General features: G+C 66.1%; 27 protein-coding genes and 1 tRNA gene. 21 read left to right on the top strand and 7 right to left on the bottom strand.

The genetic code is table 11. From position 1 onward, the window contains the following. Window positions 1-146: 146 nt before the first annotated feature. Window positions 147-977 (bottom strand): outer membrane protein assembly factor BamD, encoded by an 831-nt coding sequence (locus ACZ6YI_RS02620; protein WP_440327647.1) that lies wholly within the window; start codon window positions 975-977, stop codon window positions 147-149. Window positions 978-1,046: 69 nt separating this feature from the next. On the opposite strand from ACZ6YI_RS02620, the gene rluD reads away from it, so the two are divergent. Together rluD and pgeF are read left to right on the top strand one after the other, a co-directional pair. Then, window positions 1,047-2,024: a 23S rRNA pseudouridine(1911/1915/1917) synthase RluD gene (gene rluD, locus ACZ6YI_RS02615; protein ID WP_465777288.1), complete on the top strand. Its 978-nt coding sequence runs from the start codon at window positions 1,047-1,049 to the stop codon at window positions 2,022-2,024. A gap of 5 nt (window positions 2,025-2,029) precedes the next feature. Then, the gene (gene pgeF / locus ACZ6YI_RS02610) at window positions 2,030-2,764 is read left to right on the top strand and encodes a peptidoglycan editing factor PgeF (protein ID WP_465777287.1); all 735 of its coding nucleotides are present in this window, start codon (window positions 2,030-2,032) and stop codon (window positions 2,762-2,764) included. Window positions 2,765-2,895: 131 nt separating this feature from the next. Here pgeF and otsA read toward each other — a convergent pair whose 3' ends face one another. Both otsA and otsB read right to left on the bottom strand, forming a co-directional pair. Further along, window positions 2,896-4,311 carry an alpha,alpha-trehalose-phosphate synthase (UDP-forming) gene (otsA, locus tag ACZ6YI_RS02605; protein WP_440327644.1) on the bottom strand — a complete coding sequence of 472 codons (1,416 nt, stop codon included), beginning with the start codon at window positions 4,309-4,311 and terminating at the stop codon, window positions 2,896-2,898. Further along, on the bottom strand, window positions 4,308-5,093 hold the full coding sequence (otsB, locus tag ACZ6YI_RS02600) for a trehalose-phosphatase (protein ID WP_465777286.1): 786 nt from the start codon (window positions 5,091-5,093) through the stop codon (window positions 4,308-4,310). The genes otsA and otsB overlap by 4 nt, the downstream gene beginning before the upstream one ends. A 173-nt stretch (window positions 5,094-5,266) precedes the next feature. Here otsB and clpB point away from each other — a divergent pair, with 173 nt between their 5' ends. The 19 genes from clpB (at window position 5,267) to queC (ending at window position 23,394) form a co-directional block, all read left to right on the top strand. Continuing rightward, on the top strand, window positions 5,267-7,849 hold the full coding sequence (gene clpB / locus ACZ6YI_RS02595) for an ATP-dependent chaperone ClpB (protein ID WP_465777285.1): 2,583 nt from the start codon (window positions 5,267-5,269) through the stop codon (window positions 7,847-7,849). 121 nt (window positions 7,850-7,970) lie between these two features. Then, window positions 7,971-8,282: an FmdB family zinc ribbon protein gene (locus ACZ6YI_RS02590; RefSeq protein ID WP_465777284.1), complete on the top strand. Its 312-nt coding sequence runs from the start codon at window positions 7,971-7,973 to the stop codon at window positions 8,280-8,282. A gap of 192 nt (window positions 8,283-8,474) precedes the next feature. Further along, on the top strand, window positions 8,475-9,014 hold the full coding sequence (locus ACZ6YI_RS02585) for a DUF3011 domain-containing protein (RefSeq protein WP_465777283.1): 540 nt from the start codon (window positions 8,475-8,477) through the stop codon (window positions 9,012-9,014). Window positions 9,015-9,098: 84 nt separating this feature from the next. Further along, window positions 9,099-10,871, top strand: coding sequence for an aspartate--tRNA ligase (gene aspS, locus ACZ6YI_RS02580; RefSeq protein ID WP_465777282.1), 1,773 nt, complete (start codon window positions 9,099-9,101; stop codon window positions 10,869-10,871). A gap of 20 nt (window positions 10,872-10,891) precedes the next feature. Further along, a complete protein-coding gene (locus ACZ6YI_RS02575) occupies window positions 10,892-11,527 on the top strand; it encodes an esterase/lipase family protein (protein WP_465777281.1) in 636 nt (211 codons plus the stop codon). 40 nt (window positions 11,528-11,567) lie between these two features. Continuing rightward, window positions 11,568-12,314 carry a YebC/PmpR family DNA-binding transcriptional regulator gene (locus ACZ6YI_RS02570; protein ID WP_440327637.1) on the top strand — a complete coding sequence of 249 codons (747 nt, stop codon included), beginning with the start codon at window positions 11,568-11,570 and terminating at the stop codon, window positions 12,312-12,314. Between the two features lie 44 nt (window positions 12,315-12,358). Further along, window positions 12,359-12,880 (top strand): crossover junction endodeoxyribonuclease RuvC, encoded by a 522-nt coding sequence (ruvC, locus tag ACZ6YI_RS02565; protein WP_465777280.1) that lies wholly within the window; start codon window positions 12,359-12,361, stop codon window positions 12,878-12,880. Next, entirely contained in the window at window positions 12,877-13,476 is a 600-nt protein-coding gene (gene ruvA, locus ACZ6YI_RS02560; protein WP_440327635.1) for a Holliday junction branch migration protein RuvA, read from the top strand. The genes ruvC and ruvA overlap by 4 nt, the downstream gene beginning before the upstream one ends. A gap of 8 nt (window positions 13,477-13,484) precedes the next feature. Beyond that, complete coding sequence (locus ACZ6YI_RS02555) at window positions 13,485-15,377, top strand: potassium transporter Kup (protein WP_465777376.1); 1,893 nt, start codon at window positions 13,485-13,487, stop codon at window positions 15,375-15,377. Window positions 15,378-15,407: 30 nt separating this feature from the next. Next, window positions 15,408-16,448, top strand: coding sequence for a Holliday junction branch migration DNA helicase RuvB (gene ruvB / locus ACZ6YI_RS02550; RefSeq protein ID WP_465777279.1), 1,041 nt, complete (start codon window positions 15,408-15,410; stop codon window positions 16,446-16,448). Continuing rightward, the gene (gene ybgC, locus ACZ6YI_RS02545; protein ID WP_440327633.1) at window positions 16,445-16,843 is read left to right on the top strand and encodes a tol-pal system-associated acyl-CoA thioesterase; all 399 of its coding nucleotides are present in this window, start codon (window positions 16,445-16,447) and stop codon (window positions 16,841-16,843) included. The genes ruvB and ybgC overlap by 4 nt, the downstream gene beginning before the upstream one ends. Before the next feature lie 39 nt (window positions 16,844-16,882). Then, window positions 16,883-17,566, top strand: a complete 684-nt coding sequence (tolQ, locus tag ACZ6YI_RS02540; protein ID WP_440327632.1) for a protein TolQ — start codon at window positions 16,883-16,885, stop codon at window positions 17,564-17,566. A 10-nt stretch (window positions 17,567-17,576) separates the two neighbouring features. Continuing rightward, a complete protein-coding gene (tolR, locus tag ACZ6YI_RS02535) occupies window positions 17,577-18,026 on the top strand; it encodes a protein TolR (RefSeq protein ID WP_440327631.1) in 450 nt (149 codons plus the stop codon). Then, window positions 18,013-18,954 carry a cell envelope integrity TolA family protein gene (locus ACZ6YI_RS02530; protein ID WP_465777278.1) on the top strand — a complete coding sequence of 314 codons (942 nt, stop codon included), beginning with the start codon at window positions 18,013-18,015 and terminating at the stop codon, window positions 18,952-18,954. The genes tolR and ACZ6YI_RS02530 overlap by 14 nt, the downstream gene beginning before the upstream one ends. 114 nt (window positions 18,955-19,068) lie before the next feature. Further along, complete coding sequence (tolB, locus tag ACZ6YI_RS02525) at window positions 19,069-20,385, top strand: Tol-Pal system beta propeller repeat protein TolB (RefSeq protein ID WP_465777277.1); 1,317 nt, start codon at window positions 19,069-19,071, stop codon at window positions 20,383-20,385. A 253-nt stretch (window positions 20,386-20,638) separates the two neighbouring features. Beyond that, on the top strand, window positions 20,639-21,148 hold the full coding sequence (gene pal / locus ACZ6YI_RS02520; protein ID WP_440327628.1) for a peptidoglycan-associated lipoprotein Pal: 510 nt from the start codon (window positions 20,639-20,641) through the stop codon (window positions 21,146-21,148). Then, a complete protein-coding gene (gene ybgF, locus ACZ6YI_RS02515; RefSeq protein ID WP_465777276.1) occupies window positions 21,148-21,993 on the top strand; it encodes a tol-pal system protein YbgF in 846 nt (281 codons plus the stop codon). The genes pal and ybgF overlap by 1 nt, the downstream gene beginning before the upstream one ends. A 4-nt stretch (window positions 21,994-21,997) precedes the next feature. Beyond that, a complete protein-coding gene (gene queE, locus ACZ6YI_RS02510; RefSeq protein ID WP_465777275.1) occupies window positions 21,998-22,690 on the top strand; it encodes a 7-carboxy-7-deazaguanine synthase QueE in 693 nt (230 codons plus the stop codon). A gap of 20 nt (window positions 22,691-22,710) precedes the next feature. Then, window positions 22,711-23,394: a 7-cyano-7-deazaguanine synthase QueC gene (queC, locus tag ACZ6YI_RS02505; RefSeq protein ID WP_465777274.1), complete on the top strand. Its 684-nt coding sequence runs from the start codon at window positions 22,711-22,713 to the stop codon at window positions 23,392-23,394. Between the two features lie 74 nt (window positions 23,395-23,468). Here the strand turns inward: queC and ACZ6YI_RS02500 are convergent, their stop codons facing one another. The 4 genes from ACZ6YI_RS02500 to ACZ6YI_RS02485 form a co-directional block, all read right to left on the bottom strand. Next, on the bottom strand, window positions 23,469-23,840 hold the full coding sequence (locus ACZ6YI_RS02500) for a hypothetical protein (protein ID WP_465777273.1): 372 nt from the start codon (window positions 23,838-23,840) through the stop codon (window positions 23,469-23,471). Window positions 23,841-23,950: 110 nt separating this feature from the next. Further along, complete coding sequence (locus tag ACZ6YI_RS02495) at window positions 23,951-24,118, bottom strand: hypothetical protein (RefSeq protein WP_465777272.1); 168 nt, start codon at window positions 24,116-24,118, stop codon at window positions 23,951-23,953. Between the two features lie 108 nt (window positions 24,119-24,226). Then, a complete protein-coding gene (locus ACZ6YI_RS02490; protein WP_465777271.1) occupies window positions 24,227-25,201 on the bottom strand; it encodes an MBL fold metallo-hydrolase in 975 nt (324 codons plus the stop codon). Window positions 25,202-25,483: 282 nt separating this feature from the next. Further along, window positions 25,484-25,559 (bottom strand) — tRNA-Lys (locus tag ACZ6YI_RS02485). Window positions 25,560-25,606 lie beyond the last annotated feature (47 nt).

The following is a 25,606-nucleotide window of genomic DNA, read 5'->3' as shown; positions in this document are numbered from 1 at the left end:
CGCCCCACCCCCCCCCCCCCCCCGTGGGGGGGGGGGGGGGGCGGGGGTGGGGCCCCCCCCACCCCCCCCCCCCCCCCCACCCCCGCTCCCACAGTCCCTCGACCCTGGCGCAGGCGAAAAAAAAGCCGGCTTGCGCCGGCTTTTTCTTAGTGGTGTCCCGAGAACGGGATGGCCTTGCGCCAGATCGACGGGTGGTGCGGCCAGTTCGGGTCCGTGAGGTACGGGTGGTCCGGGTAATTCAGGGCCAGCACCGAGCGGGACTGGTCGGCCAGCGGCTTGCGGTCCAGGGCCAGGTAGCTGCGGGTCAGGATCGCCAGGGCGTCGGCCGTTTCCGGCGACTGCTGGTAGTGCTCGACCACGTACTGGGCGCGGTCGGCCGAGGCGATGTACGACTTGGTCCGCAGGTAGTACTCGGCGACGTTGATTTCGAAGCGGGCCAGCTGGTTACGTAGGTAAATCATGCGCTGGCGGGCATCCGTGGCGTAGGCGCTGTTCGGGTAACGACGGGTCAGCTGGCTGAAATCGTCGAACGCCGTCAGGTTGAAGCCCTGGTCGCGGCGGGTGGCCCCGGTGTTGTCGCCCTTCTGGAAATAACGCTCCAGGAAGCCGCCGGTGCGATCAAAATTGATCAGACCGCGCAGGTAATAGGCATAATCTGCATGCTTGTGGGTCGGAAACGTCTTGATGAAGCGGTTGATCGTCGAGTACGCGTCATCCGGCTTGTTGTCCTTGTACTGCGCGTAGGCCAGCTCGATCTGGCTCTGTTCGTTGATATCGCCGGACGGGAAGCGCGCGATGAGGCGCTGGTAGGCCTTCTCCGCCGCGGCATAGTCGGCATGCTCCAGCGAGTCGTGTGCGTTCGCGTAGAGGCGGTCGATCGGCATGGTGTCGATCGTCTCCTTCTTGCTGCGGAACATCGAGCAGGCGCTCATCGACATGACGAGGACGAGCAGAATGGTGATCTTGGTTGCACGCATTGAGAGAGTTCGGATGCTTGAGCGAATGGGCATGATAGCTGAAACCGGCCCCGGGCCGGGCGGAGCGGTATGACGACGTTACGACACGAGGCCACTGTGCCGCTGACGGCCGCAGGACGGCGTTTCGACCAGTCTTTGGCCGAGATGTTCCCCGATTACTCCCGATCCCGCCTCACGGCGTGGGTCAAGGAGGGCAAGGTGTTGCTGGACGGGGCCCCCGCGGCGCCGCGCACCCTGCTGAAGGGCGGCGAGACGGTGGTCCTGGAGGCCGAGCTGGCTGTCGAGGTGGGCGATGCCCAGCCCGAGGACATCGCCCTGAACGTCGTCTATGAAGACGACGACCTCATGGTGATCGACAAGCCGGTGGGCCTGGTGGTGCACCCTGGCGCCGGCAATCCGGCTGGGACGATGCTCAACGCGCTGCTGCACAGGCTGCCCGCGCTGGCCCAGCTGCCCCGCGCCGGTATCGTCCACCGCCTGGACAAGGACACCTCGGGCCTGATGGTCGTGGCCAAGACCATCGCCGCCCAGACGGCGCTGGTGGCCATGCTTTCCCGGCACGACGTGCACCGCCAGTACGAGGCCGTGGTGCTGGGCACCATGGTGGCGGGCGGCACGGTGGACGAGGCCATTGGCCGCCACCAGCATGACCGGCTGAAGCAGGGCATCCGCGACGAGGAACAGGGTGGCAAGGCCGCGATCACGCATTACCGCGTCCGCGAGCGTTTCCGCGCCCATAGCGTGCTGCAGTGCCAGCTCGAGACGGGGCGCACCCACCAGATCCGCGTGCACATGGCCCATATCGGCCATCCGCTGGTCGGCGACCAGCTTTATGGCAACGGCCTGCGCCTGCCGCGCGGCGCCAGCCAGGAGCTGATCGATGCGCTGCGCGGCTTCCGCCGCCAGGCCCTGCACGCCGAGAAGCTGGCGTTCGAGCACCCGATCACGGGTGAATACCTCGCCTTCGAATCGCCGCGCCCACCCGATCAGGATGCACTGATCGAGGCCCTGCGCGCCGATACGGCGATCAACCCGATCGAGGACTGAGCGGGATGGATGACGCCTGGATCCGCCCGGACTGGGCCGCGCCGGACGGCATCGGGGCCGCGGTATCGACCCGGCAGGGCCCCGGCGTGTCTGCCGGGCCCTATGGCCGGTTGAACCTGGGCCTGCGCTCGGGGGATGACCTCGGCGCCGTGGCCGCCAACCGCGCCTCGCTGGTGACGGCCCTGGGCCTGCCGGCGGCGCCGCTGTGGCTACGCCAGGTGCACGGCACCGACGTGGCGGAAGGGGACGCGGCCGAAGGTGAGGAGCCGGTGGCGGATGCCGCCGTGGCCCGCGGTCCGGGCCAGGTGCTGGCCATCCTCACCGCCGATTGCCTGCCGGTGCTGTTCGTCTCGGCCGATGGGCAGACCATTGGAGCAGCCCATGCCGGCTGGCGTGGGCTGGCGGCCGGCGTGCTCGAGAACACCGTGAAAGCCATGGGTGCCGAAGGCGTCCAGGCCTGGCTGGGGCCCGCCATCGGTGGCGGGTCGTATGAAGTGGGCGATGAGGTCCGCGAGGCGTTTGTCAGCCATGACGCAGGAGCGGCTGAAGCCTTCACCGCTACGCGGCCTGGCCATTGGCTCTGCGACCTGTACGTCCTGGCCCGGCGCCGCCTGGCGGCCGCCGGGGTCACCCGGGTCAGTGGCGGCGGCTTCGACACCTTCACCGACCACCGGCTGTATTCCTACCGGCGGGATGGGGCGCAGAGCGGGCGGTTTGCCAGTCTGATCTGGACCAGGTAGCTGCGCCCGCGCTTCGCAGGCATCGCGCGCAAGCGCGCTCCCACAAGCTCGCGGAATACGACGCTAAGGGCTGATGCCCTTGTGGGAGCGAGCTTGCGAGCGATCGCTCCGCGAAAGGGCGGGGCCCTGTATCAGGGAGCCGTCATCGGCGAGGGCACGTAAATCTCCGGCTTCACCCTTGGCGGCTCCATCAGCGCGTGGAGGAACAGGTTCCGCCAGTGGGTGATGTCGTTGCGTTCGAGCACGTCCATCATCGATTGCCAGCGCATCCGCCGTTCCTTCAGCGGCATCTCCAGCGCCCGCTTCAGCGCCTCGGAGACCTCGTCCAGGTCCGACGGGTTCACCAGCAGCGCCGCATCCAGCTCCTGCGCGGCGCCGGCAAAGCGCGACAGCACCAGCACACCCGGGTCCTGCGGGTCCTGGCAGGCCACGTATTCCTTGGCCACCAGGTTCATGCCATCGCGGAGTGGCGTCACCAGGCCCACCTTCGCCACGCGGAAATAGCCCGCCAGCACCTTGTGGCCGAAGGATTTGTTCACGTAGCGGATCGGCGCCCAGTCCGGCTCGGCGTACTGGCCGTTGATATGGCCCGCACTGCGCTCGAGCTCGCGTCGGAGTGAGCGATATTCCGGCACGTCCGAACGCGAGGGCGGGGCGATCTGCAGCAGCGAAACCCGCCCGCGCATGTCCTTGTGATCGCGGAGCAGGCGCGCGAAGCCCTCGAAGCGCTCCGGCAGGCCCTTGGAATAGTCGAGACGGTCCACGCCGATGATCAGTGCGCGGTCGTCGATGGATGCCTTCAGCTTGGATACCGCGCCGCTGTCTTCGGCGCGGTGGGCGAGCTCTACCGCCTCGGCCGTATCGATGCTGATCGGGAACACGCCGGCGCGGAAGATCCGGCCGTTGGCCGCGCGGATGCGACCACCGGTGCGCATGGCGGCGCCCAGCTCATGGAGGAAATAGTCCTCCAGCGCACGCAGGTCGCGCTGCGTATGCAGGCCGACCAGGTCGTAGGACGCCAGCGATTCCAGCAGCTCCCGGTGGCGGGGCAGGGTAATGAGCAGGCCCGCGGCCGGCAGTGGGGTGTGCAGGAAGAAGCCGATGCGATTTTCCACGCCCAGCTCGCGCAGCATCGCCGCCAGCGGGATCAGGTGGTAATCGTGCACCCAGACGATATCGTCCTTCTTCAGCAGCTTCGCCACGCGCTTCGCGAAGATGCGGTTCACCCGGAGGTAGCCGTCCAGGTGGTCGCGGCGGTAATCCACGAGGTCGCCGCGGTAATGGAACAGCGGCCAGAGCGCGCGGTTGGCGAATCCACTGTAGTAATCGTCGTGGTCGGCCTTGGACATATCGATGGTGGCGTAGGCGATGTTGCCTTCTTCCACCTCGTGCAGCTCCTTGCCGGTCTCGGCCGCGATATTTCCGCTCCAGCCGAACCACAACCCTCCCATCTCCTGCAGCGCCGCGTTCATGGCTGACGCGAGGCCGCCGGTTTGCGTCTGCTTGGGCAGCGCCACGCGGTTCGAAATGACGACCAGTCGGCTCATCGTCTGCTTGCGGCTCCGTTTGTCAAAGTGGATTTCACTTTATCCAGCCAAGCATGGACATCCGCCGGGCTAGACAATGTGAACGCCGCTTGTGACGGTGTTCTTGCACCAACGCGTACCGACATGCCGCCCCGTGCGTTCACGACCGCGAAGGCGTGCTCATCCGTGAGGTCGTCGCCGAGGTATACGGGCGACCGGCCCTGGAACGGGGCTTCGCCAAGGAAGGCTTCGACCGCCACGCCCTTATCCATGCCGCGCGGCTTGAACTCGCAGACATGGTTGCCCGGCTGCAGTTCGAACGAGGGGAAGGCGGCGGCGATGGCTGGGGCCAGCCGCTCCACCGCCGGCCCGTGCTCCGGCCGCTCGCGCCAGTGCAGCGCCACCGACCAGCTCTTGTCCTCGACCCGCAGCCCGGGCAGGGCCTTCGCCGCGGTGTGCACCGCCTCGCGAAGGTGCAGGAGCTCGCCGGCATCGACCGGGAGGATGACCAGCGTGCCGTCGGCGCGGCGCCGCTCCAGGCCGTGCTGGCCGGCGGCGGCCCAGCCGGGGCGCCCGAAAATCCGGTCCAGGCCGTCGATGGGCCGCCCGCTGACCAGCGCCAGCGCGCCGCCGAGGGCTTCGTGCAGCGCATCGAGCGTCTCAAGGAGGCCCGGGGCGAGCGCCACGGCCTCCGGGTCGTCGGCAAAGGCCAGCAGGGTGCCGTCGGCATCGAGGAACAGCGCCGAGCGGTCATCGACGCGCTCGGCCGGTGGCGGGGGCAGGGGGCTGTGGCGTTCGGTCACGGCGGCTCCATTCGGGCTGGGGTCGCCCGAGCATGCCCGCGATTAAGTAAAAAAACGGCGACGAACACGGCCAGTGAACTGTTGAAGGCGCATGATCTCACCCGCATCTGTGACACCAGAGGCGGCTGCGGGGAGGGCCCGGGGCACGCCAGAACCTTTGGGAGAAACCATCGATGCGAATGGACAAACTCACGTCGCGTTTCCAGCAGGCGCTGGCCGACGCGCAGTCGCTGGCCGTCGGCCGCGACAACAATATCCTTGAACCCGCCCACGTCATGCTGGCGCTGCTCGACCAGCAGGGTGGCTCGACCGGGCCGCTGCTCACGCAGGCGCAGGTGAACGTGCCCGCGCTGCGCCAGCGCGTGGCTGAAATGGTCGACCGCCTGCCGCGCGTCAGCGGCCAGGAAGGCAACATCAGCGCCGGCAACGACCTGACCCGCGTGCTGAACCTCACCGACAAGCTGGCCCAGCAGCGCGGCGACCAGTTCATCGCCAGCGAACTGTTCGTGCTGGCGGCGCTGGACGATCGCGGCGAACTGGGCGGCGCCCTGAAGGGCGCTGGCGCCACGAAGGAACGGCTCGAAGCCGCCATCGACAAGCTGCGCGGCGGCGAGAAAGTGCAGTCGGAAAACGCCGAGGAGCAGCGCCAGGCGCTGGAAAAGTACACGATCGACCTCACCGAGCGTGCCGAAAGCGGCAAGCTCGATCCGGTGATCGGCCGCGACGAGGAAATCCGCCGCACGATCCAGGTCCTGCAGCGTCGCACCAAGAACAACCCGGTGCTGATCGGCGAGCCTGGCGTGGGCAAGACCGCCATCGTCGAAGGCCTGGCCCAGCGCATCGTGAACGGCGAAGTGCCCGAGGGTCTGCGCGACAAGCGCGTGCTGTCGCTCGACATGGGCGCGCTGATCGCGGGCGCCAAGTTCCGTGGCGAATTCGAAGAGCGCCTGAAGGGCGTGCTCAACGACCTTTCCAAGCAGGAAGGCCGGGTCATCCTGTTCATCGACGAGCTGCACACGATGGTCGGTGCCGGCAAGGCCGATGGCGCGATGGATGCAGGCAACATGCTCAAGCCCGCGCTCGCACGCGGCGAGCTGCACTGCATCGGTGCCACCACGCTCGATGAGTACCGCAAGTACGTCGAGAAGGATGCCGCGCTCGAGCGCCGCTTCCAGAAGGTGTTCGTGGGTGAGCCGAGTGTCGAAGACACGATCGCGATCCTGCGTGGCCTGAAGGAGCGCTATGCCGTGCACCACGGCGTGGAGATCACCGACCCGGCGATCGTCGCCGCGGCCACGCTGTCGTCGCGCTACATCCCGGATCGCCAGTTGCCCGACAAGGCCATCGACCTTATGGACGAGGCGGCATCGCGCATCCGCATGGAGATCGATTCCAAGCCGGAAGAACTCGACCGCCTGGAGCGTCGCCTCATCCAGCTCAAGATCCAGCGCGAGATGCTGAAGAAAGAGCAGGACGACGAATCGAAGCAGCGCCTGGCCACGCTCGAGGCCGATATCGAGAAGCTCGACCGTGAGTTCTCCGACCTCAACGAAGTGTGGAAGTCGGAGAAGGCCACCCTGCAGGGCGCCACGAAGATCAAGGAACAGATCGAGGCTGCGCGCCTGGAACTGGAAGCCGCACAGCGCCGCCAGGATTTCGCGAAGATGAGCGAGATCCAGTACGGACGCCTGCCCGCGCTGGAGACGCAGCTGGCCGATGCGCAGAAGGCCGAGCGGCAGGATTTCACGCTGTTGCAGGATCGCGTCACCGCCGAGGAGATCGCCGAAGTCGTCGCGCGCTGGACCGGCATCCCGGTGTCGAAAATGCTGGAAGGCGAGCGCGAGAAGCTGCTGCACATGGAAGACGCGCTGCATGCGCGGGTGGTCGGCCAGGATGAGGCGGTGCGCGCCGTGTCGGATGCGATCCGCCGCGCGCGTGCGGGCCTGTCGGATCCGAACCGTCCGTATGGTTCGTTCCTGTTCCTCGGCCCGACGGGCGTGGGCAAGACGGAGCTGTGCAAGGCGCTGGCGGATTTCCTGTTCGATACGCAGGACGCCATGGTTCGCATCGACATGAGCGAGTTCATGGAGAAGCATTCCGTGAGCCGCCTGGTCGGCGCGCCCCCGGGTTATGTCGGTTACGAAGAGGGCGGTTACCTCACGGAAGCGGTCCGCCGCCGGCCGTACAGCGTGATCCTGCTCGATGAAGTGGAGAAGGCGCATCCGGATGTGTTCAACATCCTGCTGCAGGTGCTCGACGACGGCCGCCTGACCGATGGCCAGGGCCGCACCGTCGATTTCCGCAACACCGTCATCGTCATGACCTCGAACCTGGGCTCGAACCTCATCCAGGAACAAGCGGGCGATAGCGAAGCGGATTACCTGCAGATGAAGGCCTCGGTGCTGGGCGTGGTGCAGGCGCACTTCCGTCCGGAGTTCATCAACCGCCTCGACGACCTCGTGGTGTTCCGCCCGCTCGACAAGAAGCAGATCCGCTCCATCGCGCGTATCCAGCTGAACTACCTGTCGAAGCGCCTGGCCGAACGCCAGCTCGGCTTCGAACTGAGCGACGCGGCGCTGGACCTGCTCGGCAGCGCCGGTTTCGATCCGGTGTATGGCGCGCGGCCGCTGAAGCGGGCGATCCAGCAGCAGCTCGAGAACCCGCTGGCCCAGGCGATCCTGCGCGGCGAGTTCTCGCCTGGGCAGACCGTCCGGGTCGATTCGGACGGCAACCACCTGCGGTTCTCTGCTGGGTGAAAAAACATCGCGCGCAAGCGCGCTCCCACAGGGGGTGTGACATGCCCCTTGTGGGAGCGCGCTTGCGCGCGATAGCCCCAACTCCTTGATAATGACCGGCTAGAACACCCCGGACCCCGCTATGCCCATCTACGAATTCCAGTGCCAGGCCTGTGGCCACCGCTTCGACCGCCTGCAGAAGATGTCGGATCCCGATCCGGAGACCTGCCCGAACTGCGGCGAGCCGCGGGTGGGCCGCATGCTGAGCGCGCCGCAGTTCCGCCTGGCGGGCGGCGGCTGGTACGAGACCGACTTCAAGAAAGACGGTGACAAGAAGAAGAACCTGGTGGAGGGCTCGTCGGGTGGGCCTGCTGCCACGCCGGCGGCTGCTGCGCCTGCTCCAGCGCCTGCACCGGCAGCGGCGCCGGCTTCGAGTGGTAAGGCTGGCGACTGATTGACGGAGATCGCGCGGGGCGTCGCCCCAAGGCGTGCTTCAGCGGGTGAAATCGCGCGCAAGCGCGCTCCCACACGCGCCCTCCCATAAGGGCTTGGCGGGATGGCAACGATTTCCTGCGATCCGTTCAATCAGCGTTGCGGATCCTTCCGATAGTTTTTGCGACACCTCGATCGAAAGGACATACCGGCCGTGAAACGCCTGCTTGGAATGGTTGCGATGCTCGTGCTTGGCGCGGGCTTTTTCATGGCTCCGGCGCCCGCCCACGCTCAGCGTGGCGGCGATACGGTCAATTGCTACAGCGATAACGGCAAGCGCTCGTACTGCCGGGTGCCCTGGCGGGATGCACGGCTGATCCGCCAGGACTCGAAGACGGCCTGCATCCGCGGCCGTACCTGGGACATGGATCGCGGCGGCCTCTGGGTCGATGATGGATGCCGCGGCATCTTCCAGGAAGCCGGTGGCTGGGGTGGCGGTGGCCGCCCGGGCTGGGGTGATGGCCGGCCGGGTTATGGCGATGGCCGGCCGGGCTACGGCGGTGGTGGCCAGCTCTTCGACTGCGAGTCCAAGGACAATAAGCGGGTGTTCTGCCGCTTGCCGATCGGCCGGGGCGCGCGCCTGGTCGAACAGCTCTCGAAGACCGATTGCCGCGAGGGCTACAGCTACGGCTTTACCCGGGATGGCATCTGGGCCGACCGGGGTTGCCGCGGCAAGTTCGATATCGGGCGGTAAGGGTTGATAGGCCTAAAGAAGACCTCGGGTCGTGGTACGATCCGGGGTCTTTTCTTTTGCATTGCACCGCGGAGCCCCAAGCGCATGCGCACCCATTTTTGCGGCCTCATCGACGAGTCCCTGGTCGGCCAGGAAGTCACCCTGTGTGGCTGGGTCAACACCCTGCGCCTGCAGAGCCACGTGGCCTTCGTCGACCTGCGCGACCATGAGGGCATCGCCCAGGTCGTGATCGAGCGCGAAAACGCCGATGCCTTCGCCGTGGCCGGCGAGCTGGGCTACGAGTACGTGGTCAAAGTCACGGGCCAGGTCCGCAAGCGCCTGTCGGTGAACGACAAGCTGAAGACCGGCACGGTCGAACTGCTGGCCGACAAGGTCGTGATCCTCAATGCCGCGCGCGACCTGCCGTTCGCGCTGCACGAGAATCCGAACGAGGACATGCGGATGACCTACCGCTACCTCGACCTGCGCCGCCCCGAGATGCAGAAGATGATGCGTACGCGCACCGCGCTGGTCCGCGAGCTGCGCCGCTACCTGGATACCGCCGGTTTCCAGGACATCGAAACCCCGATCCTGACCAAGGCCACGCCGGAAGGCGCGCGTGACTACCTGGTGCCCAGCCGCGTGCACCCGGGCCAGTTCTACGCGCTGCCGCAGTCGCCGCAGCTGTTCAAGCAGATCCTGATGATGGCGGGCTTCGACCGCTACTACCAGATCGCCCGCTGCTTCCGCGATGAAGACCTGCGCGCGGACCGCCAGCCGGAATTCACCCAGCTCGACCTGGAGTTCGCGTTCGTCGAAGAGCGTGACGTGCAGGGCTTCGTCGAGAACATGATCCGCCACGTGTTCCGCCAGGTGCGCGGCGTCGAGCTCGATGCCACGTTCCCACGCATGACCTACGCCGAAGCCATGCGCCGCTTCGGTTCGGACAAGCCCGACCTGCGCATCGCCCTCGAACTCACCGACATCGCCGAGGCGGTGAAGCACGTCGAGTTCAAGGTGTTCGCCGACCCCGCCAACGACCCGAACGGCCGCGTGGCCGCGCTGCGTGTCCCGGGCGCCGCCGACCTGTCGCGCAAGGACATCGATGGCCTGACCGAGTACGCCAGCCGTTACGGCGCGAAGGGCCTGGCCTGGCTGAAGGTCGATGACCTGGCCAAGGGCCGCGAAGGCATCAACTCGCCGGTGGCCAAGTTCCTCGACGACGCCGCGCTCAACAAGGTGCTCGAGCTGACCGGTGCCGCCAACGGCGACATCGTGTTCTTCGGCGCCGGCGGCTGGAAGGTCGTGACCGATTTCATGGGCGCCCTGCGCCTGAAGCTGGGCCGCGACCGCGGCCTGGTCGAGGACAGCTGGAAGCCGCTGTGGGTCACCGACTTCCCGATGTTCGAGTACGACGAGGAAGAGAAGCGCTTCGTCGCGCTGCACCACCCGTTCACCGCGCCGAACATCGATGACATCGCCGACCTGCGTGCCAACGCGGCCGTGGCGCTGAGCCGTGGCTACGACATGGTCCTCAACGGCAGCGAGATCGGTGGCGGCTCCATCCGTATCCACCGCCCGGAAATGCAGAGCGCCGTGTTCGAGCTGCTCGGCATTGGCGCGGAAGAAGCCGAGGCCAAGTTCGGCTTCCTGCTCAAGGCGCTGCGCATGGGCGCGCCGCCCCACGGTGGCCTGGCCTTCGGCATCGACCGCATCGCGGCCATCATGGCCGGCACCGAGTCGATCCGCGACGTCATCGCGTTCCCCAAGACCACCAGCGCGCAGGACCTGATGACCGACGCCCCGTCGCTGGTCTCGGCCCCGCAGCTGAAGGAACTGCACGTCCGCGTCGATGCCGCGGAGCCGTTGAAGTCCTGACCCGAAGCCGTGGCTAGCCGATGAATGCCGTGCCCACCGACGTCATCCTGCTCCACGGCCTGTGGATGAAGGGATTCGCCATGGCCATGCTCAACCGGCGGCTGCGCGAGGAAGGCTTCCGGGTCCACCAGTTCGAGTACATGAGCGTGGTGGCCCCGCCGGAGCAGGCGATCGCCCGGTTGCGCAAGCGCATCCGCGGCCTCGCGCCGGGGCCGGTCCACGTGGTGGGACATAGCCTGGGCGGCATCCTTGCCCTGCTGGCCTGCCGTGACCTCGACGAGCCGGGCGGCCGCATCGTCTGCCTGGGCTCACCCCTCAATGGCAGCGGCGCCGCGCGCGGTCTCACCCACCACTGGGGCGGGGATGTCCTGCTCGGCCGCTCGCGCGAACTATTGGCGCACGGCCTCGACCACTGGGATGGCCAGCGTGAGGTCGGCATGATCGCCGGCCGCCAGCAGGTGGGCCTCGGCTCGCTGGTGGGCGACGTGGGCGACCAGCACGATGGATCCGTCGGCGTGGAGGAGACCCGACTTCCGGGCCTGACCGCCCACTGCATCCTCGAGACCAGCCACACGGGCATGCTCATTTCCGCCGATGTAGCCCGCCAGGCCGCCTTTTTCCTGCGCGAAGGCCGCTTCGATACACCGCTCGTGTAGAATCGCGCCCCTGTCCATCCGGTAGCGCCAGGAAATACACATGGGTAGAGGCCCGTCCATCGAAGGTCGCAAGAACGCCGAAGACGCCAAGCGCGCCAAGGTGTTCACCAAGCTGATCCGCGAAATCACCATCGCCACCCGTGGCGGCGTGCCTGACCCCAACGGCAACCCGCGCCTGCGCGCGGCTGTCGACAAGGCCCTGGCTGCCAACATGACCAAGGACACCATCGAGCGCGCGATCAAGCGCGGCTCGGGTGCCGATGGCGGCGCCGACATGCACGAGATCCGCTACGAAGGCTACGGCCCGGCGGGTACGGCACTGATCATCGACTGCGTCACCGACAACCAGACACGTACCGTGGCCGACGTGCGCGCGGCGCTGACCAAGCTCGGCGGCAACATGGGCACCAGCAACTCGGTGGCGTTCCAGTTCACCCGCGTGGGCCAGGTCGTCATCCACACCGGCGGCGACGCCGACGTGGAAGCGAAGCTGGAAGAGGCCGCGATCGAAAACAACGCCGAAGACATCGTGATCGCCGATGGCGTGGGCACCGTGCTGCTCGCCGCCGACCCGATCGCCGTGGAAGCCATGCGCAAGGCGCTCGCCGCCGCGGGCTTCGAGGTCGATGGTTCGGACGTGGTCATGCGCCCCAACGGCCCGCTGGTCACGCCGACCGGCGAGGCGCTGGAGCAGTTCCAGAAGCTGCTCGCGCGCCTGGATAGCCTTGACGACGTGGATGAGGTCTACCACAACGCGGTGCTGCCGCAGGAAGCGGACGACGAGTAAGGCCCACGGGCCTTGCGCGCACCGCACCGCATCGTTTCGTCGCCATGACACGCATCCTCGGCATCGACCCGGGCAGCCAGCGCACGGGCGTCGGGATCATCGACGTGGCCGACAATGGCGCGCTGGCCCACGTATGGCATGGCGCCCTGGTCATCGGCGGGGAGGCGACCTTCCCGCTGCGCCTGAAACGCATCTTTGACGAACTTTGCGTCATCATCGGCGCGCACGGTCCGGCGGAAGCCGCGATCGAGCGTGTCTTCATGGCGCGCAACGCCGATTCGGCCCTGAAGCTGGGCCAGGCGCGTGGCGCGGCCGTGTGTGCCGTGGTCAGCCAGGGAATCGTCGTGCACGAATATGCAGCGACCGAGGTCAAGCAGGCGGTGGTCGGCACCGGCCGCGCCGACAAGGCCCAGGTACAGCACATGATCGGGATGATCCTCGGCCTGAAAGGTCCGCTGCAGGCGGACGCGGCCGACGCGCTGGCGATCGCGATTGCCCATGCGCACACCCGTTCCAGTATTGAACGCGTGGGTATCCCGCGCACGGCTTGGAGACGTCGGCGATGATCGGCCGCCTTCGCGGAATCCTGGTGAGCAAGCAGCCGCCGTCGCTCCTCGTCGAGGTTGGCGGGGGCGTGGGCTATGACGTCGATGCACCCATGTCGACCATCTACGACCTGCCGGCGACCGGCAAGGAAGTGACCCTGCTCATCCACTACGCCGTGCGCGAGGATGGCGTGTCGCTCTACGGTTTCCTCCGCGAGACCGAGCGGGCCATGTTCCGCAACCTGCTGAAGGTCAGCGGCATCGGCGCGAAGATCGCGCTGGCCGTGCTCTCCGGCGTCTCGACGGAAGAACTTTCCCGCCTGGTCCATGCGGGCGACGTGGTCGCGCTTACCAAGATCCCGGGCATCGGCAAGAAGACCGCCGAGCGGATGGTGGTGGAGCTGCGCGACCGCGTTGACGCCACCGGCGTGCGCCTGCCCGCGGCCAACGGCGGCGTCGCCGCACCGGTCGATCCGGTGGGCGAGGCCACGGTGGCCCTGCAACAACTCGGCTACAAGCCGCCCGAGGCCACGCGCCTCGTCAGCAAGGTGGCCGCCGAAGGCGATACCGCCGAAGCCATCATCCGCAAGGCGCTGCGCGCCGCGCTGGGAAGCTGATCATGGGCCTGTCCCACGCAGAAGAATTACGCAACGCCCACGGCAAGAAGCTGGCGAAGCTGGCACTTGGCGCCATCGGCGTCGTGTTCGGCGACATCGGTACGAGCCCGCTGTACACCATGAAGGAAACCCTGGGCACGCACGGGATGACCCCGCAGCCCCTGGCGGTGCTGGGCGTGCTCTCGCTCATCTTCTGGTCGCTGCTGATGGTGATCTCGCTCAAGTACGTCACCTTCGTGATGCGTGCGGACAACAAGGGCGAGGGCGGCATCATGGCGCTCATGGCCCTGGCCCAGCGCAGTGTCGCGGGATCGCCGCGCGCCCGCTGGGTGCTCGCGGCGATCGGTATCTTCGGTGCATCGCTGTTTTACGGCGATGGCGTGATCACGCCGGCCATGTCCGTACTCTCGGCGGTCGAAGGCCTGGAAGTGGCCGCGCCCGAACTGGACACCTACGTCCTGCCGATCTGCCTGGTCATCCTGTTCGTGCTCTTCGCGATCCAGCGCCACGGTACCGACCTGGTCGGCAAGGCCTTCGCGCCGGTGATGGTGGCGTGGTTCATCGTGCTCGCGATCCTCGGCATGCACCAGATCCTGCAGCACCCGCAGGTGCTCTGGGCGCTGAACCCGAAGTACGCCGTGTCGTTCTTCATGGAGCACGGCAAGCAGGCCTTCATCGCATTGGGCGGCGTGGTGCTGGCGCTTACCGGTGGTGAGGCGCTGTACGCGGACATGGGCCACTTCGGCAAGAAGCCGATCCGTTTCGCCTGGTTCTTCTTCGTCCTGCCGGCGCTGCTCATCAACTACTTCGGCCAGGGCGCGCTGCTGCTGCACGACCAGACCGCGATCGAAAACCCGTTCTACAAGCTGGTGCCGGAGAACCTCCTGTACCCGATGGTCGCCCTGTCGACCGCGGCCGCGGTGATCGCCTCGCAGGCGGTGATCTCGGGTGCCTTCTCGATGACCCGCGAGGCGATGTCGCTGGGTTACTCGCCGCGCATGGCCGTGGTGCACACCTCGCGCGAGATGTCCGGGCAGATCTTCGTGCCCTGGATCAACCGCCTGCTGCTGGTGCTGGTGTTCCTGGCGGTGCTCGGCTTCCGCTCCTCGAACAACCTGGGCGCCGCCTACGGCATCGCCGTGACCGGCACCATGACGATGACCACGCTACTGGCGCTGGTCGTGGCCAAGCGCCGCTGGAACTGGCACTGGTCGGCGGTCATCACCGTCGGCGTCATCTTCCTGATCACCGATCTCTCCTTCTTCGGCGCCAACGCGCTGAAGATCGCCCACGGTGGCTGGTTCCCGCTGGTCCTCGGCGTCGTGATCTTCACCATGATGACGACCTGGCGGCGGGGCAGGGACCTGGTGGTGCGCGAGATCAAGCAAAGCGGCCTGGCGCTCGAGCCCTTCGTGGCCAATATCGCCGACCACCCGCCGCTGATCGTGCCGGGCACGGCCGTGTTCCTTACCGCCAACCAGAACAGCGTGCCGCACGCCATGCTGCATAACCTCAAGCACAACAAGGTGCTGCACGAACGCAACGTGCTGCTCACCGTGGAAATGCTTGAGACGCCGGTCGCGGATTACGAAGAGCGGATGGAGGTCATCGAGTACGGCAACGGCTTCTATGGCCTGCAGCTGCGCTATGGCTTCGCCGAGGATCCGAACATCCCGCAATCGCTATCCCGCGCCAGTACGCAGGGCCTCGATTTCGACATGATGGATACGACGTTCTTCCTGTCGCGCGAAACCATCGTCGCCGACGTGCGCCGGCCGGGCATGGCGTTGTGGCGCGACAAGTTGTTCGCGTTCCTCGCCAGGAATGCGCTCCCGGCCACGGCGTTCTTCCAGATCCCGGGCAACCGGCTCATCGAACTGGGTGCGCAGGTCGAGATCTAGCCGGCCCGCCGCCCATGCCATAATGCGGGCATGTCCGAGCACCGCATCATCTCTTCCGCCGCCGCCATGGATGACGAGGCGCTGGAGGCCAGCATCCGTCCCAAGCGCCTTGCCGAGTACCTCGGCCAGCAGACGGTGCGTGAGCAGATGGCCATCTATATCGAGGCGGCCCGCCGCCGCGGTGGTGCGCTCGACCACGTTCTGATCTTCGGGCCGCCCGGCCTGGGCAAGACCACGCTTTCGCACGTCATCGCCAACGAGCTGGGCGTGAATGTCCGCTCCACCTCGGGACCCGTGCTGGAACGCGCCGGCGACCTCGCCGCGCTGCTGACCAACCTCGAGGCGAACGATGTCCTGTTCGTCGACGAGATCCACCGCCTCTCGCCGGTGGTCGAGGAAGTGCTCTACCCGGCGATGGAAGACTTCCAGATCGACATCATGATCGGCGAAGGCCCCGCGGCCCGCTCGATCAAGCTCGACCTGCCACCCTTCACCCTGATCGGGGCGACCACGCGCGCCGGCCTGCTCACCGGCCCGCTGCGCGATCGTTTCGGCATCATCCAGCGCCTGGAGTTCTACAGCGTCGATGAGCTGACCGCGATCGTCCGCCGCGCGGCGAAGATCTTTGGCATCGATTGCGACGTGGAAGGCGCGACGGAGATCGCCCGGCGCTCGCGCGGCACCCCGCGTATCGCCAACCGCCTCCTGCGCCGCGTCCGCGATTTCGCCGAGGTGCGTGGCGACGGCCGGATCACCCACGCGCTTGCCCGCGCCGCGACCGACATGCTCAAGGTGGACGCCGAGGGCTTCGATGACCTCGATCGCCGCCTGCTGGGCACGATCATCGAGAGTTTCGATGGTGGCCCGGTCGGCGTCGAATCGCTCGCCGCCGCCCTCAGCGAGGACCGCGGCACGCTCGAGGACGTGGTCGAGCCCTACCTGATCCAGCAGGGCTACCTGATCCGCACGGCCCGCGGCCGCATGGCTTCGGCCAAGGCCTGGCGCCACCTGGGCCTGAACCCGCCGCCCCGGCAGTCCGGCACCCCGGACCTGTTCCAGGACGCCCCATGAGCCAGTTTTCGTGGCCTGTCCGCATCTACTGGGAGGACACGGACGCGGGCGGGGTGGTCTACCACGCCAACTACGTCCGCTTCATGGAGCGTTGCCGCTCCGAGTGGCTGCGGGCCCAGGGGATCGACCAGGTCGGCCTGCGCGAGGCGACCGGCCTGGGCTTCGTCGTCCGCGACATGACCCTGGATTTCCTGCGCCCGGCCCGTCTGGATGATGAACTCCTGGTGACCCTGGCCGTCAAAGAACGGCGTTCAGCAAGTATGCTGTTCGGTCAGGAGATCGTGCGGGGGGATACCACGCTGTTGCGCGCGCAGGTGCGCGTGGCCTGCGTGAACCTCGACGCGATGCGCCCGGCCCAGATCCCCGCGGATCTGTTCCGCCCAGAATTCCTTTAATACCAAGCCTATAGATACCCGGCGGAGAGCCTTCAAGCGATGAACGGTGGACTCAATATTTTCAAGCTGGTGACGGAAGCCAGCCTGCCCGTGCAGCTGGTCATGCTGCTGTTGCTGGTCTTCTCGTTCCTGTCGTGGGTGATCATCATCCGCAAGTACACGCAGCTGAAAGAAGCCCATACCAACGCCGAGACGTTCGAGGATCGCTTCTGGTCCGGCGCCGACCTGGCCGCCCTGTTCCGCGAAGTGGGTAACCGCGACGGCAAGCACGGCATCGAGAACATCTTCGAAGCGGGCTTCCGCGAGTTCGCCCGCCAGCGCCAGCGCCGGGTGAGCGATGCCGACCGCATCATGGAAGGCACCGAGCGCGCCATGCGCGTGGCCGGCACCCGCGAGATCGGCAAGCTCGAGCAGAACCTGGAATTCCTGGCCAACGTCGGTTCGATCAGCCCGTACATCGGCCTGTTCGGTACGGTGTGGGGCATCATGGGCGCCTTCCAGGGCCTGGGCGAAATGAAGGACGTGACCATTTCGGTGGTCGCGCCGCACATCTCCGAAGCCCTGATCGCCACGGCCATGGGCCTGTTCGCCGCGATCCCGGCCGTGTGGGCGTACAACCGCTTCGCCACCCGCGTCGAGCGCGTCGCATCGCGTTACGAGGTTTTCCAGGAGGAATTCTCCTCGGTGCTGCAGCGCCAGATCCACGCCGACGACGTCGCCTGAGCCCGCCGCCATGGCCACGCGCAACGTCTACCGCCGGCACAAGCGGAAGCTGAAATCCGAGATCAACGTCGTCCCGTACATCGACGTGATGCTCGTGCTGCTGATCATCTTCATGGTCACCACGCCCATGATGAACCTCGGCGTGGATATCCAGCTCCCGCAGACCAACGCCAAGTCGCTCCAGGACAAGAAAGACCCGATCGTCGTCTCCGTCGACGAGCAGGGCCAGATTTACCTGACCGCCAACGGCACCAAGCGCGAGCCGGTCAGCGTCGAGGAGTTCACGAAGAAGGTCACCGCCTTCCACGATGCCAATCCGGAGATCCAGGTGCTCCTGGCCGGTGACGAGCGCGTGGGCTACGGCAAGGTCTACCAGATCCTCCCGATCCTGCAGACCGCCGGTATTTCCAAGATCGGCCTGATGAGCCAGCCGCAGTCGGCCCAGAATGGAAAACCATAACGGTACGCCTCGCGCGGTCATCCTGGCCGCGCTCCTCCACCTGGGCATCGTGGCCTTCCTGGCCATCGCGGTGATCCCCTGCACGGACTACGAAAAGTGGGCCGATGCCATTGGCGTGCCCCGCGAATGGAACCCGATGAGCTGCCCGGCGCCGATCCAGCTGCCGGGCCAGATCATCGAGGCCACCATCATCGGGCCGACCGGCTCGCCGCCGCCGAAGGCCACCAAGGTCAAGCCGACCCCGGATACGACCCCGCCGCCGCCGGTGACGCCCGCGCCCACTCCTCCCCAGGAGAAGGTGCCGGTGCCGACGCTCCCGCCGCCGCCCAAGCAACCTGACATCAAGGATCAGCAGAAGATCGTCGACGACGCCCTGCAGAAGGCCGAGGACGAGAAGAAGCTGCAGGAAGAGAAGCAGCGGCAGCGCCAGGCCGAGCTCGATGCGCAGCAGGAAGAAAAGAAGAAAGAGCAGCAGAAGAAGATCGACGACATCTTCAAGCAGCTCGATGCGGCCAAGGCCCAGACGAAGAAGGCTGACTCCAGCAAGAAGCAGGCGGAGCAGCAGCTGAAGGACCTGGCGAACGCCAAGGACGACGGCCTGCCGGACCTGCCGCCGGCGGATCAGCGCCAGACCGGCCAGAACGGCAAGGACGACAGCAAGCAGGCGTTGTACATCGCGGCGATCCAGAACACGGTGACCCCGAACTGGCTGCGCCCGGACAACACGCCGGCCGCCCCCTGCACGGTGCACATCGTGCAGATTCCGGGTGGCCAGGTCCTGAGCGCGAAGGCGGATGCCAGCTGTCCGTACGACGCGGCGGGCAAGGCTTCGATCGAAAACGCCGTGCTGCGCTCGCAGCCGCTGCCCTACCAGGGCTTCGAAGACGTGTTCCAGCGAAACCTCACCTTCACGTTCAGGCCGCAATGATGTAGCGCGCCTCGCCCGGTCGCCGGGCGGGGCGGTTCAGAAACGGGTCACGCAACTTGCGACCCACGCGTTAAGATTCCGTCGACGTCCCCAGCCCAGGCCATGACCCCACCCATGCGCAGAATGCTTCCCCGCTTTGTCCTTCTCCTGGTGGCTCTTGCCGCCCTCGTGGCTGGCCCGGCCTCGGCCCAGTCCCTCAACGTCGATATCGTCGGCGGCCTGAAGACGGCCACCCCGATCGCGGTCGTGCCGTTCGCCCAGGCGGGCGGGGCACCCCTGCCTACCGACGTGGCCGACGTGATCCGCGCCGATTTCAACCGCTCGGGCAAGTTCCGCTCGCTCGACAAGGCCGATATCGTCGAGACCCCGTCGCAGGGCTCGGACATCAAGTTCGCCACCTGGCGCCTGCTCAAGCAGGATTTCATCACCGTGGGCCGCATCAGCGATGCGGGCGGCGGCATGGTCAAGGTGGATTACGAGTTGTGGGACGTGAACCGCCAGCAGAACCTGCTCTCGCAGTCGTTCACGGCGCCTACCGGCGACCTGCGCGGCGTGGCCCACCAGATCGCCGACCAGATCTATGAAAAGATCACCGGCGTGCGTGGCGCCTTCTGGACCCGCATCGCCTACGTGACGGCGGTGGGTACCGGCAACAACACCACGTATTCGCTGATCGTGGCCGATTCCGACGGTTTCAACCCGCAGACCGTGGCCCGCTCGCGCGAGTCGCTGCTCTCGCCGGCGTGGTCGCCGGACGGCAACAAGCTGGCCTACGTTTCGTTCGAAAGCGGCAATTCGGCCGTGTATGTGCAGAACATCTCCACCGGTTCGCGTAGCCTCATCGCTTCGCACCCCAAGGGCATCAACTCCGCCCCGGCCTGGTCGCCGGACGGCAGCAAGCTCGCGGTGAGCCTGTCCTACGTGGGTAACCCGGAGATCTTTATCATCGACGTCGCCAGCCACGCCGAAACGCGGGTCACCAACAACTTCGCGATCGATACCGAGCCGACCTTCACCCCGGACGGCCAGAGCCTGATCTTCACCTCCGATCGCTCGGGCAAGCCCCAGCTATACCAGACCTCGATCTCGGGCGGCAACGCCCAGCGCATCACTTTCCAGGGCGGCTTCAACGCCAGCGCCTCGGTCAGCTTCGATGGCAAGCAGATTGCGATGGTGCAGGGCAACGGGAACGTGTATCGTATCGCCATCATGGACCGCAGTCTGGGCGGGCAGGTGCGCTTCGTTTCCCCGGGTAACGTGGACGATTCGCCCAGCTTCGCACCCAACGCCAGCATGCTGCTCTATGCCGCATCGCAGGGTACGCGTGGCGTCCTGTATGCGGTTTCGGCGGACGGCCTTGTGCGCCAGCGTCTCGTCCTTGCGGATGGTGACGTGCGCGAGCCGTCCTGGGGACCGTACCGACAGCGTTGATGGCGCGCCCGTCAGGGCTGCGACATCGACAACGTCCCGGGAGGGCGCGGCTAGTTCCGCGCCTTTCCTGCGGGCGACAGAATGAAGGAACACCCGGCGATCGCCCATAAAGCGGCCGACGGAGCGAAGGCGTAGGGTGCGGGACAGCGCCCCGTCTACGTGGATGCAAGTAGAAAAACAGCCGGACAACCGGCGGTGTCTGTCCCGAAACCGTAAAAATACTGTCGGAACTCAACTGTTGAAGGAACGTCCCATGAATAAGACCGTTACCGTCACCCTGGCTGCCCTGCTCTGCGTGGGCGCTGCCGCGTGCTCGAAGAAGAACACCAAGCCCGTCCAGCAGCCGGCCGAAGCGCCGGTCGCCACCGCGCCGGCCCCGACCAACGATGGCAAGTACCAGCCGTCGGATCTCGATACCGATGCCTGCCTGCGTCAGCGCGTTGTGTACTTCGATTTCGACAAGAACGATGTGAAGCCGGAATTCCAGCAGATCATCGCTTGCCACGCCAAGTACCTGCAGGATCGTCCGCAGTCGGCCATGACCCTCGAGGGTAACACCGACGAGCGCGGCACCCGCGAGTACAACCTGGGCCTCGGCGAGCGCCGTGGCAATGCCGTCTCCAGCGCCCTCCAGGCTGCTGGTGGTTCGGCTGGCCAGGTCAACGTGACCTCGTACGGCAAGGAAAAGCCGGTGTGCAAGGAGCACAACGAAGATTGCTGGGCCAAGAACCGTCGCGTTGAGATCGTCTACACCGCGAAGTAATGAAGAAGTCTCTGGCTAAAAGTTTCACGGCCAGGCTTGGCGTGGCGGGCGCAATCGCGTCCGCCACGCTTTTTGCGTCTGTGGCCCCGGCTCAGGATCGCCTCAGCCTCGCCGACCGCGTCGCGCGGCTCGAGCAGCAGAACCAGGCCAATTCGGGCACGACGCAGCTGGTGAACCAGGTCAACGACCTGCAGCAACAGGTGGCCCAGCTCCAGGGGCAGATCGAAGAGCTGCAGCACCAGAACCAGCAACTCCAGGATTCCCAGAAGGCGCAGTACGCGGATGTCGATTCGCGGCTGGGTCGTCTCGAAAAGGGTGGGGCACCCGCCGGCCAGCCGGCCGCAGCTGCCGGCCCTGCACCGCAGCAGCCCGCGCCCGCCGCAGGCGCGCAGCCGCAGGCCGCCGCACCGGCGCCGGCTGCCAGCACCGGTGGCAACAACCCGGGCGCCGCATCGCCGGCCGAGCAGGCCGCCTACGATGCCGCGTTCAAATCCTTGCGTGGTGGCGACTACGTCACCGCCTCGCGCGGCTTCCGCGACTTCCTCGTGAAGTACCCGGAGAGCCCGCTTGCACCCAACGCCTATTACTGGCTGGGTGAGTCGTACTACGTGACCATGAACTACCAGGTCGCGATCGAGGCGTTCCAGCGCCTGGTGAAGAATTACCCGCAGAGCGACAAGGTCTCCGATGGCCTGCTCAAGGTGGGCTACTGCCAGATCGAACTGAAGCAGCAGGACGCGGCCATCGCGACCCTGAAGCAGGTCTCGGCGAAGTATCCCGGTACCAAGGCCGCAGGCCTCGCACAGGAACGACTGCGCCGCCTGCAGCGCCAGACGGCCAACTAATCCCATGAACGGCAGCACCGCAATTCCGGCGGATGTTTCGCCGGCCGCTCCCGTCCGGGAACGCCTGCGGATCACCGAGATATTCCACTCCGTGCAGGGCGAGGCCGATGCGATCGGCTGGCCCACGGTGTTCGTGCGCCTGACCGGCTGCCCGCTGCGCTGCGTTTGGTGCGATACCGAATACTCCTTCCACGGCGGCCAGTGGCACGACATCGACGCGATCGTCGCCGAGGTCGCCAGCCATGGCGCGAAGCACGTCTGTGTCACGGGCGGTGAGCCGCTCTCGCAGAAGCGCTGCCACATCCTGCTGCGCAAGCTGTGCGATGCCGGCCACGAGGTGTCCCTGGAAACCTCGGGCGCGCTCGATGTCTCCCAGGTCGACCCGCGGGTCCGCAAGGTCATGGACCTCAAGGCGCCGGATTCCGGCGAGAGCGCCCGCAACCTGTGGTCGAACCTCGAGCACCTGCTCCCGCACGACCAGGTCAAGTTCGTGATCGCAAGCCGTGGCGATTTCGAATGGTCGCGCGATGTCGTCCGCGAGCATGGCCTCGATAGCAAGGCCATGGTCCTGTTCTCTCCGGTGTGGGGCAAGGTCGAGCCGCGCGAGCTCGCCGAATGGATCCTCGCCGACCGCTTGCCCGTGCGCTTCCAGCTCCAGCTGCACAAGCTGCTGTGGAACGACGCCCAGGGCCACTGATTCCCGATCAAGGTACCCGCATGAACGCTTCGAACTCCCCCCGCAAGGCCGTCATCCTCGTTTCGGGCGGCATGGATTCCGCCGTCACGATCGCGATGGCCCGCGAACAGGGCTTCGACGTGTATGCGCTTAGCGTGGCTTATGGCCAGCGGCATAGCTCTGAACTGGAAGCGTCGGAGCGCGTCTCGAAGATGCTCGGTGCCGTGGCGCACAAGACCGTTCACGTCGACCTCCGCACCATCGGCGGCTCGGCCCTCACGGCTGATATCGAGGTGCCGGAAGAGGGTGGCGAAGGCATCCCGGTGACCTACGTGCCGGCGCGCAACACCATCATGCTTTCCATCGCGCTGGGCTGGGCCGAAGTGCTCGGTTCCAACGACATCTTCTGCGGCGTGAACGCCGTGGATTACTCCGGCTACCCCGATTGCCGCCCGGCGTTCATCGAAGCCTTCGAAACGCTCGCCAACGTGGCGACCAAGGCAGGCGTCGAAGGCGCCGGCATCCGCATCCACGCCCCGCTCATGCAGATGGGCAAGGGCGACATCGTGACCGAGGGCGTCCGCCTCGGCGTCGACTTCTCGGAAACGGTCAGCTGCTACCAGGCGGATGCCCAGGGCCGGGCGTGCGGCCATTGCGATGCCTGCCGCCTGCGCGCGGAAGGTTTTGCCAAGGCTGGCGTGCCGGATACGACAAAGTACGTCTGAATCGCGTTCGCCAGGTAAAGGTGCGAAACGAAAGGGCCCTCAAGGGCCCTTTCTCGCGTTGACGCCGCCCGATGTCACGCACCTGCGATCGGAGTCGTTTGCAGCAGGCGAGCCACATATGGTTGAACCGTTGACCACATCGTGGTGATCGTGCCGACCAGAAAAATAACTATCCCGTTGAGCACCCACGACCGCGGCGCACATTGCGAAACCCTTTCCTCAAGCCGTGCAAGCGATTCGACCACGGTGGTGAGCGTTGCATCGATGCGGACAAATCGTGCATCAATACGATCCGACATGGTGTCGACACGTTGCGATACGTCGTCTACGCGCTTCGAGACGTCATCAATCCGGTTTGATAGGTGCTCGACATCGGCGCGGGTCGCATAACCCAGGCCAGTGCACGCAGGATGGTGGGGTGAGCGGGACGAGTGGCGGCGTTTCATTCTGGTCTCCTTGACTCGGAAGTTCAGCCTAGCCGATCGCAAAGTGATGTTGTATGAGACATACGCGCGTCCGTCGTAAGCACACACCAATACCTCATGTAGGGTCGACCCTATGCACTGGCGCACACGGGCGCAGCGTGGCGAACTGCGCGGATAATTAGCACGATCCAGGCGAAGATCCCCGTCACCATGAGTGTTGTGATTACGACGATGGCGATGGCGCAGAGCATTTCGCCGATCAGGTTGAGGCAGGATTTAGCGGTCGAGCAGAACGTCATCTGTGAACTCCAGCATCGCGCGGGAGTTCACAGTAAGGCGTAGGCATGCAGGCGGTCCGTAAGCCACCGTCGCGACCGCCTGTGGGTATCTACCCTCGCGTCTGTAGGTCAATCGCCAGATTTTGTGTTCGGTCGGTTCGCTGAATACGAGACCGGCAAGAACACGTACGCGTTGCCGCTCTTTGCCTTCGCGATATGCCCCAGCGCGGGGAATGGCAGGTGCGATCCGCCGACAAGGTAACCCTGTTTCGCCGCATCGGCGAGCACCTTAGCGCGCATGCCCTCAGCGGCACGGTCATCGCTATCCCATGCGATACGCACGGTGGGGTCGGTGAACTGGACGTCAGCGGAATGCACCGTATCCCCCCAAAGCAGAAGCTTCTCGCCCTTGCTTTCGACGACATAGAAACTGTGGCCCGGCGTGTGTCCAGGCGCGGGCACGGCGCGCACGCCGGTAACGATGGAAGTCTCACCTGCGAACGGCTTGAGCTTCCCCGCCGAGATATACGGCGATATCGCCTTCTGCGCGACCATGAAACTCGCACGGACACCTTCCGGTGCCTTCGCCTCGTTGGCGGGATTCATCCAGTAATCGACGTCGGCCTTCGCGATACGTAGTTCCGCATTCGGAAACGTACGCGCGCCGTCGTGCACGAGCCCGCCAGTGTGGTCCGCGTGCATGTGTGTGATCACGACTTCATCGACCTGTTCCGGCGTGTAACCGGCGGCACGCAGATTCGCCAGTGTGTGGCCAAGCGTCGGCCCGAAGAACACGCCAGCACCTGTGTCGACGAGTACCAGCTTCTGGCCGGTGTTGATCAGGAACTGGTTCATTGAGGTTTCGGCGGGAAGCTTGTCGAACGAGCTTTTGTACGCAGCCCTGATCTGGCCCGGCGCTTCACCGACCAGTAGCGTATCCATGGGGAAATCGATCGTCCCGTCACTCAGCGCGGTGACTTCGATATCTCCTACCATGACGCGGTAGTAACCCGGCGCCTGGCCACCGATCATCGGGGCTGCAGCACGTGCTTCCGGCAGGGTGACGCAGAGCGCGGCACCGACGGCCAGGACGGCGAGGAGCATGGCGCGGGCGCGCAGCGGGTAGGATCGGTTCGAGGCGCAAAGGCTCCGTGTTACACGCGGTAGGGTCACGCGAGACGCAGCGGTGTTGCTTCGGATGGACATGGCAATCTCCTGACTCACATGGCGGATGCCAGTGGAGGAACAGAAGATTAGGTAGCAGCCCGCAGCGTCGGAAGCCGGGACACGCACATCACGGTGGTGCGCCCGCGGAACCAGTGAGAGCAAACGCCGCCAATCAAGACGGCATCAATGCGTGATCGCGGCGACGGGAACGAGGCGCGATGGTGGGTCGTGACGGATTCGAACCGTCGACCTACGGATTAAAAGTCCGCTGCTCTACCGACTGAGCTAACGACCCATGCGCAAGGAGCCGGCTAGTTTAGTGCCCGGGCCGGGGTGGCACAA

The sequence above is a fragment of the Luteibacter sp. NPDC104163 genome (assembly GCF_055584245.1).
This window is presented reverse-complemented; position numbering and strand designations above follow the sequence as displayed.